At 32.6% G+C, this 12,946-nt stretch carries 10 protein-coding genes; 1 reads left to right on the top strand and 9 read right to left on the bottom strand.

What is annotated here, in order from left to right; genetic code table 11:
- Window positions 1-441: 441 nt before the first annotated feature.
- From ureG to guaB, 8 genes are all read right to left on the bottom strand, one after another.
- A complete protein-coding gene (gene ureG / locus M9397_RS03280) occupies window positions 442-1,068 on the bottom strand; it encodes an urease accessory protein UreG (protein ID WP_250259725.1) in 627 nt (208 codons plus the stop codon).
- Between the two features lie 84 nt (window positions 1,069-1,152).
- Window positions 1,153-1,914 (bottom strand): urease accessory protein UreF, encoded by a 762-nt coding sequence (locus M9397_RS03275; protein ID WP_250226942.1) that lies wholly within the window; start codon window positions 1,912-1,914, stop codon window positions 1,153-1,155.
- Between the two features lie 331 nt (window positions 1,915-2,245).
- Window positions 2,246-3,949 (bottom strand): urease subunit alpha, encoded by a 1,704-nt coding sequence (gene ureC / locus M9397_RS03270; protein ID WP_420022202.1) that lies wholly within the window; start codon window positions 3,947-3,949, stop codon window positions 2,246-2,248.
- Window positions 3,950-3,951: 2 nt separating this feature from the next.
- Window positions 3,952-4,260, bottom strand: coding sequence for an urease subunit beta (locus M9397_RS03265; protein ID WP_250226941.1), 309 nt, complete (start codon window positions 4,258-4,260; stop codon window positions 3,952-3,954).
- A gap of 25 nt (window positions 4,261-4,285) precedes the next feature.
- The gene (locus tag M9397_RS03260) at window positions 4,286-4,588 is read right to left on the bottom strand and encodes an urease subunit gamma (protein WP_250226940.1); all 303 of its coding nucleotides are present in this window, start codon (window positions 4,586-4,588) and stop codon (window positions 4,286-4,288) included.
- A 13-nt stretch (window positions 4,589-4,601) separates the two neighbouring features.
- Window positions 4,602-5,438 carry an urease accessory protein UreD gene (locus M9397_RS03255; protein ID WP_250259723.1) on the bottom strand — a complete coding sequence of 279 codons (837 nt, stop codon included), beginning with the start codon at window positions 5,436-5,438 and terminating at the stop codon, window positions 4,602-4,604.
- A gap of 314 nt (window positions 5,439-5,752) precedes the next feature.
- Window positions 5,753-7,330 carry a glutamine-hydrolyzing GMP synthase gene (gene guaA, locus M9397_RS03250; RefSeq protein ID WP_250259721.1) on the bottom strand — a complete coding sequence of 526 codons (1,578 nt, stop codon included), beginning with the start codon at window positions 7,328-7,330 and terminating at the stop codon, window positions 5,753-5,755.
- A gap of 157 nt (window positions 7,331-7,487) precedes the next feature.
- The gene (guaB, locus tag M9397_RS03245; RefSeq protein WP_250259719.1) at window positions 7,488-8,960 is read right to left on the bottom strand and encodes an IMP dehydrogenase; all 1,473 of its coding nucleotides are present in this window, start codon (window positions 8,958-8,960) and stop codon (window positions 7,488-7,490) included.
- Window positions 8,961-9,614: 654 nt separating this feature from the next.
- Between guaB and mqo the strand changes: the two genes are divergently transcribed.
- Complete coding sequence (gene mqo / locus M9397_RS03240; RefSeq protein WP_250259717.1) at window positions 9,615-11,186, top strand: malate dehydrogenase (quinone); 1,572 nt, start codon at window positions 9,615-9,617, stop codon at window positions 11,184-11,186.
- A gap of 59 nt (window positions 11,187-11,245) precedes the next feature.
- Here the strand turns inward: mqo and der are convergent, their stop codons facing one another.
- The gene (gene der, locus M9397_RS03235; RefSeq protein WP_250226935.1) at window positions 11,246-12,676 is read right to left on the bottom strand and encodes a ribosome biogenesis GTPase Der; all 1,431 of its coding nucleotides are present in this window, start codon (window positions 12,674-12,676) and stop codon (window positions 11,246-11,248) included.
- Window positions 12,677-12,946: the final 270 nt, after the last annotated feature.

Below are 12,946 nucleotides of genomic sequence, written 5' to 3'. Positions count from 1 at the left end.
GAAAAAAATACGCATTGCCAAATGGATATTATTAATCAGTTTTACGATATTATTCGCTAGATTAATCTACGCCTCTATAAACGCATGGCATTACCACAAAGACTGCTGTAATAAAGATACCGTCACTCCTACCTCTACTAACTATTATATATTTTAATAAACACATAATAATTATACGTAGTACTGCATAGTATTTACAATAATTTCGTATATACGAAGCCCACCGCTCATAAATTAATTTTATTTAATTATTACATGATTAAACACTTTCCTATCAGCTGCACACAACGTTAAATAGACAAACATAAAATATACGAAATATGATGCGAAACATAAACATCAAAAACGTATTTTTATATATTCATATAATTTTTTTTAAATTCATATTCTTATTATGTGTAATAAGAATATGATTATGAAAATTTCAATAAACTATATCGTCTATTGTAAAGATAAGCGTTGTGTTAAAATAAAATCAATAACAGATTGTACACCATGACCTGTTTTTAAATTAGTAAAAGACCACGGTAAACCTTTACGCATAAGATTTGTATCACGATTCATGATTTCCAACGATGCTCCCACATATTCAGCTAAATCAATTTTATTAATTATTAAAAAATCAGAACGTGTAATACCTGGCCCTCCTTTTCGGGGTATTTTATCACCTGCAGCTACATCAATAACATATAAATTTAAATCTGACAATTCTGGACTAAAAGTAGCACTTAGATTATCTCCACCACTTTCAATAAAGATAATATCTAAATTATCAAATTTCAATATCAATTTTTCTATAGCTAATAAATTCATAGAAGCGTCTTCACGAATAGCAGTATGTGGGCACCCTCCAGTTTCTACTCCAACAATACGATCAGAAGGCAAAGCATTTGCATCTATCAAAATACGCTGATCTTCTTTAGTGTAAATATCGTTGGTCACCACCCCTAATTGATAACTATCTTTCATTCTTTTACATAACACTTCAAGTAACGCAGTTTTTCCTGATCCTACTGGACCACCTACACCTATACGCAATGGTTGCTTCTTATATTGATTTAATAACAAAATATACTCTCCTCAATTTTAAATTGATTATTGCATAATATTATTTATTTATAAACACATATATTTTGTTAAAATCAAAACATTTTAGGAACGAAATAATCGTGAGTATTGTGTCTCATGACAAGAGGATGCTATAGATTGCAGCGGGAAGCTATCGCCTAATTCATGATCTCTTATATTATTAGCTTTCTTCCAGGCATTCGGAAGACGCTCTATCAAAGATCTTAATAATCTCTGAGCAGTTGTTTGCCCAAAAGGCACTAATTTTAGTCCTGTCATTGTAGAAGATTCCAGTACATTATAAGCATACCCTAATGCTAGATTTTCTAAAGGAATACCCCACGTACACCCTAACCATGCAATGGATGCTAAACCACTATGTTCTAAAGCTGATAACCAAACCTTATTATCAGTAAGTGGATACCATTGCAATATTAATTTTGAAAGTGCTTTGCCGCGTTGTTGTTCTTCTAATCTAAGCTCATGAGTATCTCGAAATGATAATATTTTTAATGAACATTGAAAAAAACTCATTCCATCTTTAATTTGGGTATAATAATAACAACGTTTAAGCATAGGCCATTCTAAATAGATTAATGGCCCAACAACCCATTGTTCTTGCCAATCAAAAAAAGTTTCTACTGAATTAACCCAATTACATTCTACCGCCCATTCTAACCCTCGTGAATAAGAAAATCCTCCTAGAGGAAAATTAGAACTAACCAATTGCATCAAAGACAATAATGGATTAATATCATGACCAGAAGACATGTATAATAATTCAACAATATTTATTTCGTTATATATAATAAATTTGGTTACTATATTTCTTGACGGATTATACATCAGTAATATGCTGTATAATACATCTTATTAATAATCTGATGCATCCATAAATATGATTTTTCTTTCTCCTGCCTCCCCTATAACGTCACTTCAACAACATCCATTCGTGGGGATCTATAGCTATTTCCTAACGACGCTACATAATATAGTTAAATTACCACGCATCATAACCCATGCATACAATTTACATGATCATCAAATATTACAAAAAAACAAACCTAATAATTTTGTTACTAGCTCCGCTCCAACCAAATATAATCGTCAAACATCTCATTGCCAGACAAAATCTGTATTATTATATAGATCACATATACGCTATTATTCCATAATATTAAAACAAAAAATAACGTTGTGACATTGGTAATACAGATGCAGGTTCACAAGTTAATAACTCTCCATTAGCATGCACTTGATAAGTCTGAGAATCTACTTCAATAACTGGTTGCCAAGAATTATTAATCATATGTTTTTTTTGAATATCTCTACAATTACGAGCTTCTCCAATCAAACTAACCAACCCTAAATAATCTGCTAATTTTGAAGTATAAGCAATTTGAGATACAAAAGTCATCCGTGTAGCTTGTTTTGATTTACCACGTGCTCCAAACATTAATCGATAATGTACTGGCTGAGAAATAGGTATAGAAGCATTAGGATCTCCCATAGCAGAATAAACAATCATACCACCTTTAATTATCAAATCTGGTTTAACTCCAAAAAAAACAGGAGACCATAGTACTAAATCTGCTAACTTTCCTATTTCAATCGAACCAACTTCATGAGAAATTCCATGAGTAATTGCTGGGTTAATTGTATATTTAGCAATATACCGTTTTATGCGAATGTTATCATCATATTTAGTAGCATCACCTAGTAATGAACCTCTCTGCAGCTTCATCTTATGCGCTGTCTGCCAAGTACGTAAAATAACTTCTCCGACTCGCCCCATAGCTTGAGAATCAGAAGAAATCATAGACAAAGCTCCAAGATCATGCAATATATCTTCAGCTGCAATTGTCTCCCTTCGAATTCTAGACTCTGAAAATGCCATATCTTCAGGAAGATTAGGGTTAAGATTGTGACAAACCATCATCATATCTAAATGCTCATCTATTGTGTTAACAGTATAAGGCATAGTAGGATTGGTAGATGATGGTAACACATTATCAAATCCACACATACGTATAATATCCGGAGAATGTCCGCCACCTGCTCCCTCAGTGTGATAAGCATGTACAGTCCTACCCTTGATTGCAGACAAGGTATCTTCAACAAATCCTGATTCATTTAAAGTATCAGTATGAATAGATACCTGGATATCGAAACGATCAGCCACACCTAAACAACAATCGATAGCAGCAGGAGTTGCACCCCAATCTTCATGCACCTTTAAACCAATCGCCCCTGCAGTTATTTGTTCTTCTAAAGCGTCAGGTAAAGAAGCGCTACCTTTACCGGTAAACCCAATATTAATAGGTAAGGTATCAGCCATTCGTAACATATGAGATATAAACCAAGGACCTGGAGTACAAGTAGTCGCATTACTTCCTGTTGATGGTCCAGTTCCACCTCCAATAAATGTAGTAATTCCAGAACATAGCGCTTCTTCTACTTGTTGAGGACAAATAAAATGAATATGAGCATCAATTCCTCCAGCTGTAACAATCTTTCCTTCCGCTGATATTACCTCCGTTCCAGGTCCAATAAATATCGTAACACCTGGCTGTATATCCGGATTCCCTGATTTTCCAATACCTGATATACGTCCATTATTAATACCAATATCTGCTTTTATTATTCCCCAATAATCAACAATTACTGCATTGGTTAATACTAAATCAACACAATCCTTACTACTCATCTGTCCTTGACCCATACCATCTCGTATAACTTTTCCTCCTCCAAACTTCACTTCTTCCCCGTATACAGTAAAATCTTTTTCTATTCGTATCCACAATTCAGTATCTGCTAATCGTATAGAATCACCGACAGTTGGTCCAAATAGAGAGGCATAATCGTATCTAGATACTAGCATAATTAATCTAACTTTCCCATAATAGCTTTACGAAATCCATAAATTTTGCACGCACCTGCATATTTTACAAGTTCTACAGTTCTAGATTGACCTGGTTCAAAACGTACCGCTGTTCCTGATGGAATATTTAAACGAAATCCACGAGCGACAACCCGATTAAAATTTAAGGCAGCATTTACCTCATAAAAATGAAAATGAGAACCAATCTGTATAGGCCTATCTCCATTATTTATAACAGTTACTAACACTTTTTGTCTGCCAACATTCAATTCTATATTTCCGTGTAAAATATAGAATTCACCCGGGATCATAATATTGTTGGTATCCCATCTATTATTAAATTATTGGGTCATGTATTGTTACTAATTTAGTGCCATCAGTAAAAGTAGCTTCTACTTGTACATTGCTAATCATTTCAGGTACTCCTATCATAACATCATTTCTAGTTAATACGTTTTTACCTATATCCATCAATTCAGCAACATTTTTCCCATCACGAGCACCCTCCAAAATTACAGCACTAATTAATGCTATTGACTCTGGATAGTTTAATTTTAACCCTCGATTTCGACGTCTTTCTGCTAACAATGCTGCTGTAAACAACAATAATTTATCTTTTTCACGAGGTAATAACTTCATAGTTTTTCCTGAATTATGTAAACCAAATACGAGGGAGTACAGCTTTTTGACCCATTATAAAAGGACGTATAACACACCAAATACGACATAGCGTTTGTTTTAAACACTGGTTATCATTACTTAATAGTCGCACTACAAGAATATCATCTAATAACGTGGCTCCTCCAACTTGGTGATGGTTATCTGATGTTATTAAATTACGTACCTCGTTTAATATTTTTTCATCCGATGGGATGGCGAAAAGTAAAGCACTGATTCGGAACCCCCCTAACTTCATAACACAATTTAATTTATTAATCCTCAAACGTTCTCGTAATCCAATAGAATCAGATAAAAAAATATTTAAACAAACATCTACGTCTTCTGGAAAATTAGCAGTGCCTAATGATACATTTCCAAAGCATAGCATGTCAAATGATATAATTCTAGATCCTTGTTCTAAAATAAAAGTAGTATCTATTTTTGCTTTAGATTGAGGAAAAAAAATACTGCCTTGAGGAATCCACTCCAAAGCAGTATTACGCTCTAATCTAAATGTATATTTCTGTGTCACATACACACTATTACTACGATAAAATTTAGTAGCACCAGGCGTCGTTAATAATGCTCTACTATCTGATTCTAACTTAACATCTAGTATCAACTTGTCTCCTCCAACTAAGCCACCAGGAGGATGTAGCAAATACACATGCGGAGTATTATCATTTTTCGAATAAAAACTTCTTTTTACATAAAATGGACCAACATGCTTACATTTAGTCAGCACACTACGTCCGTCCCGTAAAGCAAAATTTAATCTTAATTCTCCTAACCAACCATCAATCAATTTTTGATATAATTTGTCACTCATTTAAATAAAAATGAAATATTTTTCAAAATTAAAACAATCAATCTAATACAAACACTTTTAAAGAACAATGATTACATCAACTGTTATTAAATACTGAGAAATGATTATCGCATATTCATATACTGTACATATGATTCGCATAAAAAAAGTCCTTAAAATAAAACGCATTGAGTTTGAGCAGACCTTCCTTTATTATATACAATTTTTGTACTGGCGACACATGTGCGATGGATCAATTTTATAATGCTCTTAACATATTTTAAATGACATACTACACAAAACAACAAAATTAACAAAATGTGTAACCTATTCAGTTATTCCCATTCAATAGTAGCCGGAGGTTTAGACGAAATATCATATACTACACGAGACACTTCCTCAACTTCATTGACGATACGATTAGATACCTTATTTAAAAAATCATAAGGTAAACAAACCCAACGTGCTGTCATAAAATCTACAGTTTCCACAGCACGAAGAGCAATTACCCATTTATACTTACGTTGATCACCCTGTATTCCTACTGAATGTGTCGGTAAAAACACCGCAAAGGCCTGACTAATTTTAGGATATAAATTTTCATGCTTCAGTTCTTCAACAAAAATGATATCTACTTTACGTAAAATATCACAATATTCTTTTTTTACTTCACCCAATATCCTAATAGCTAATCCAGGCCCTGGAAACGGGTAACGATAAACTAAATCCACAGGTATCCCTAAATCTAATCCAATACTACGAACTTCATCTTTAAATAAATTTCTTATAGGCTCTAGTAGTTGAACATTCTTAATTTCATAAAAACCACCCACATTGTGATGCGATTTAATTACATTTTTAAAAGAAGATAGGGATACACCAGATTCAATAACATCTGAATATATAGTACCTTGAGCTAACCATTTTATAGCTACTAAATTACGAATTTGTTCTTCAAAAACTTCTGTAAAAACTTTACCAATTATTTTTCTTTTTTTCTCTGGATCACTAACTCCAATTAAAGCATTGAAAAATTGCTGTTCTTTCGACAGATAAATAATATTTAAATTGCAATTTTCATTACAAAAATTCTTCACTCGATCAAATTCATAATTTAACAATAAACCATTATCAATAAAGATGCAGATACATTGATGCCCAATTGCACGTTGTAACAATAACGCTGTAACAAGAGAATCGATTCCACCTGAAAATCCAAGAACTACTCTATCATTACCTACTTTTGCACGAGTATTCATAACAATATCATCAATAATGTTAGGTACCTTCCAAGAAGGTTGACAGCGACAAATACACATAATAAAACGTTCTAAAATACTTTTTCCTTTTCTAGTATGAGTAACTTCCGGATGAAATTGAACACCATAAAAATGACGGGCTTCATTAGCCATAATTGCAACTTGTCGATACTTATTAACACCAATAATTGTAAAATCCTTAGGAACAGTAGTAACAACATCCCCGTGACTCATCCACACATCAAGCGCTAAACGTCCCGTAACATCATCAACATAGTCATAAATATCATTTATTATAACGCTTTTAGAAAGAATTGTTATTTGAGTACAACCAAATTCACGCTGTGCAATGACACGTTGTACTTGCCCGCCTAATTGAAACGACACAATTTGCATACCATAACAAATTCCAAATATAGGTATACCTAACTGAAACACAAATTCAGGAATATGCGGAGGATAGTTATCGATAACACTGTGAGGACCTCCAGACAGAACAATACCACTAGGATTAAATGAACATATTCGAGATTTACTAATATTCCAAGAGCAAAATTCAGAATATACTCCCAATTCACGAATTCTTCTCAACAACAACTGAGTGTATTGAGATCCAAAATCTATTACTAAAATACGATGTTTGTTATATTTCACATTATAGTTTATTCTATTATGTACATTAATTATTTCATCAATCAGTCGCACGTTAAGTATTAACAACCAATAATATTTACCACACTAAACGCACAAGAAAACAAAATAGTAGCATAACAACAACACTTATTCACACATAAATTTAATTAATTACCAATTATCGCAAGCGATAATTCGGCGATTCCTTTGTTATCATCACATCGTGCACATGACTTTCCTGAATACCCGAATAGCTAACACGAACAAACCTAGCTTGCATCCTCAAATCATTAATAGTTACACAGCCTGTCAAGCCCATACAAGAACGCAAACCACCCATCAATTGATGTATAATCGTCTCTAACTTCCCTCTATAAGGAACACGTCCTTCTATACCTTCTGGAACCAATTTATGAGTAGCAACAGAATCCTGTTGTTGAAAATATCGATCAGAAGAACCTTGAGACATAGCCCCTAAAGAACCCATACCTCTGTAAGTCTTAAAAGATCTACCTTGATAAAATTCTATATCTCCTGGAGAGTCCTCTGTACCTGCTAGTAACGAACCAATCATTACACAATGCGCTCCAGCCGCTATTGCTTTAGCGATATCTCCAGAAAAACGAATACCACCATCTGCAATAATTGGAATATTTGTATTTTTTAATGCTTCCGCTACATCAGAAATAGCTGTGATTTGAGGAATGCCTACACCAGTAACAATACGAGTTGTACAAATAGAGCCAGGTCCAACACCAACTTTCACTGCACTAGCACCAGATTCGACCAATTCTAACGCACCTTCTTGCGTGACAACATTGCCCCCTACAATAGATAAATTAGGGTACATATTTCTAACCGTTTTAATACAATTTAAAACTTTTTCCGAATGCCCATGAGAAGAATCAACGAGTAACACGTCTAAACCCGCATCAACCAATCCTTCAACACGTTCTTTATAATCTTCTCCTACCCCTATAGCAGCTCCAACACATAATCTTCCGTAATCATCTTTACACGCATACGGTTTACGTTCTGCCTTTTCAAAGTCTTTTGCAGTGATCATACCTTTAAGACGAAATAAAGAGTCAACCAACAATATTTTTTCTACTCTTTTATCGTGCATTTTGTCTAATACTATCCCCCTGTTTTCTTTTTCTAATACTGTAACCAAACGTTCTTTAGGAGTCATGACAGAAAAAACAAAATTTGATAAATCACTAACAAACCTAACATCGCGACTTGTAACAATTCCAACTAGCTCATTCGTACCTACCACCACAACTGGATAGCCAGCAAATCCATTACGAGAGGTCAACTCTTGCAATTGCAGTAGCGTCATATCAGGAGTAACACATTGAGGATTTGTTACTATTCCGCTTTCATAACGTTTTACCCGACGTACTTCGTTAATTTGTTGATCTAAAGACATATTCTTATGAATAAAGCCCACACCACCTTCCTGAGCTAAAGCAATAGCTAAATTTGATTCAGTCACTGTATCCATCGCCGACGATACAACAGGAATATTCAAAGAAATAGAATTAGTCAGAAAACTTTTTAAATTCGTCTCTGCAGGCAGTATACTCGAACGGGACGGAACGATCAATACATCATCAAAAGTTAAAGCCTCTCTAATAAAATTCAACATTATGTGCACTTAACATGGACGAGATCACAATATCAACATTCCTACAACAATAACGATCTGATGCCATAATATTGCACCTTACCAAACACTCAGTCAGCAATGCCTCTAATAACTCGCGAAACGCAACCAACCACCATGGTCTCTAATCACATACCACTAATGCTCAGAAAGACAGCAATAAAATTCCAACAAACCAAAAATAACATATTTCTTTCTTTAACTACTAACCACACATGTTAACATGTGTGGTTAGTAGTCTCTATAACACCTAACGGTGTTAATTTTATCATGAATTAAGTAATTAATCAAGTTTAGAGTACGATTTATATGGATTTAGTTATTATATAATTTTGTTGATGTTATATAAGTTGATATGCTGTTACTTATCGGGTGTATTGTTTCTATGGAGTGTTAATAACAATTTTTATTAATATAAAAACTGTTATTTTGATAATGTTATTTATGTTAAACTCTAAAAGTATGACTTAATATTATTAAATTATGTTTTGAAAATTTATTTTTTTATCTTTTTTTATTGAAATGTGGTTTAATTATCAGGACATTTTATTTGATGTGGGTTATGTTTTTGTTAAAAGTTTATTGTTTTTATTGCGATAACTAAGTACGTTAAGTATAGTATTATTGAGTGATGATATGAGTAATGTTGCTGTTATAAATAAAGAACATCGTTTGATTAAGATTACGTCTTCAGTAGACGTTGTGCTGGTTGGCGCTGGGATTATGAGTGTAACTTTTGGTATGTTCTTAACGATTCTCGAACCGACTTGGAAAATTAGTCTGTATGAGCGTCTTAATCAGCCAGCACAGGAAAGTTCTAATGAGTGGAATAATGCTGGAACAGGACATGCAGCGTTTTGTGAGCTTAATTATACTCAGTATAATAATCAAAATCGTTGTTCTATTGATATTTCAAAAGCTATTGCTATTAATGAAGCATTTGAAATGTCGCGTCAATTTTGGGCATATTTAGTACAAATAAAAGTGCTTAAGCACCCGAGTTCTTTTATTAATAATGTACCGCATATGAGTTTTGTGTGGGGCGAAGAAAACGTTTGTTTTTTAAAAAGACGTTTTCAAGCATTACAAAATAGTGTGTTGTTTAGCGGTATGGTGTATTCGGAAGATTTACAGCAAATTCATCAGTGGGCTCCCCTTATTATTAATGGACGTGATGTATTTCAGAAAATAGCAGCTACTCGCATGGAAATGGGTACAGATGTTAATTTTGGAGAACTTACTCAACAATTGTTGAATGAATTAAAAAAAAATATAAATTTTAAATTGTATTTGCAGCATGATGTTGAGTCTGTGCAGAACAATAATGATGCAACTTGGGATGTACATGTAATTGATCGTCGGTGCAATCATAAAAAATGTATTCGTACGAATTATGTTTTTATAGGAGCTGGAGGAAGATCTCTTAGTCTCTTACAAACTTCTAGGATTCCTGAAGTTAGTGGATACGCTGGGTTTCCAGTAGGAGGTCAATTTTTAGTCACAAAAAATCCGAAGATAGTTGTACAACATTTAGCTAAAGTGTATGGGAGAGCATCCGTTAACGTGCCTCCAATGTCGGTGCCTCATATAGATACCAGAATATTAAATGGTGGTAAGATTTTGTTATTTGGTCCATTTGCAACTTTCAGCAGTAAATTTTTAAAATATGGCTCATGGTTAGATTTATTTCGTTCTTTGAATAAAAGTAATGTTATTCCGATTTTTCAAGCTGGGATGGATAATTTTCATTTAATTAAGTATTTGATCGGTCAGTTAGTTATGTCCAACATACAACGTATTGATGAACTTAGAGAATTTTATCCGACAGTTAATCCGTCAGATTGGGATTTAGTAACAGCAGGACAACGTGTTCAAATTATAAAAAGAGATAGTAATAAGAGAGGTGTGTTATTATTTGGAACAGAGCTAGTTAATTCTAGCGATGGTACTTTATCGGCGCTGCTTGGTGCTTCTCCAGGAGCATCTACTGTAGTTTCAATAGTATTAAATCTTTTGAATACAATGTTTAATAATGAAATTAATAGTGATGTGTGGAAACATAAACTCATAGATATGATTCCTTCGTATACTAAAAGTTTAAATGGTGATATTACATTAGTAAATAAAATTAGACAATATACTTGTAATGCTTTGAGATTAAATTATATAGAGGCAACAACAGATCGTTGTTACGATTCAACATGTTGATGATTGTTTTAATTGTATGTAGAGATTGGTATCTTAATCGTTGCGCCAGAGTGTTCTATTTAAACATTGTTTATTTTATTAATAAATGGGTTAATATTATCTTTAAATTGAATGTGTATCAAAAGGCCAGTGATCTTTAACATACGATAAAAATACTTTTTTAGATATCGTTTATAATCATCAGATAATTTACTGACATGAGTGCCATGGATGATCAGAGTGAATGGTTCGTGTTTTCCGACATGGACATATTTAGGTTTAATTCTTTTTCCGTATAAAAGTGGGGGAGGATATTTAGAAATGGCATCGTGCAGTATTCGCATTAAACATGCTGTGTTAATGGTTTTTGCATAATGAGAATACAAATTTGTTGTGTTAATTGTTTCAAACAATTTTTTTATCCCGAGTCCGTGTAATGCCGAAATAAAATGTATTTGAGTAAAGTTAATAAAATTTATTTTTTTGTATAAATTTTTTTTGATTGTATTACGTAAATCTGGGGATATTAAATCCCATTTGTTAATAACAATTATTAATGTTTTACCGTGATGCATGATAAATCGTAGTAAATATAAATCTTGATCAGATATCCCTAGATTTACGTCGCCTACAAATAATAAGATATGCGCGGTCTTAATGATTTTTAATGTTCTTGCAATAGAAATTTGATCTTCTACATTATCTATTTTTTTATTTTTTTGTACGCCTGCTGTATCAATTAATATGTATTTTTGTTGGTTATATATTGTAGGGGTATGAATGCAATTCCGAGTAGTTCCTGGTGTACTACAAGTAATCATACGGGTTTCTTTTAGAACATGATTAACAAAAGTAGATTTACCGGAATTGGGACGTCCTACTACAGCTACTGTGATAGCAGGATCTATTTTATCACATGACGAATTAGTGATGGCGTTTGGATAAAAAATGTTATTTATCTCATTTTTAGATATGTGATTTTTGAAAATCAATATATTTTTTGAAATTAATGAAGATATATTTCCTAATAAATTATCAATTCCATGTCCATGAAGAGCGGAAATAAAGATAATATTTGTTGTACCAAAAGACCAATAATCCCATGTCATTGTGTTTATATGACATGGGATATTGTCGATTTTATTAATGACGATCAGTATGTTTTTTTTTATTTTTTTTAAAAAATTAAAAATATCGTAATTTATAGATGTTTCTACAGATTGTCTATCCATAACAAATAATAGAATATTAGCTTCTTGTATTGCGAGAGTTGTTTGATAGGTTACATAATTTTGAATGTTTTCTGTTTGTGTACTACTACAAAATTTATCAATACCCCCAGTGTCAATAAGAATAGATTTAAATTGTTTGCATTGAAAATATCCGTACTGACGATCTCGTGTTAATCCTGGGCAGTTAGATATTAAAGCATCGTGTGTATGTGTTAATTTATTGAATAAAGTAGATTTTCCTACGTTTTTTTGTCCAATTAGTGTAATGATAGGTAGCATTATTTAATTATCCATAAATAATCGTATCACAGTGTGATATAATACATAAAAGTTGTTGATATTTTGAGTCGTTATTTTAGCAGTAAGTAAGTATAATATAATCACTTAAAATAATAGAGATAGTTTTTGTTGATTGTAAAAATTTATATTTTTATAGGTAGCTTAATATTTTAATAATTTTAATCTGTATTGTTATAATTTTAATTATATATACATTATATTCTTATAACCACAACCTATTAAGATGCATTAAATATTTATGATATTCTC

Source organism: Blochmannia endosymbiont of Camponotus sp. C-003 (assembly GCF_023585685.1).
Taxonomy (GTDB): domain Bacteria; phylum Pseudomonadota; class Gammaproteobacteria; order Enterobacterales; family Enterobacteriaceae; genus Blochmanniella.
Note: the sequence above shows the minus strand (reverse complement) of the source record. Positions and strands in the feature narration are given on the sequence as shown.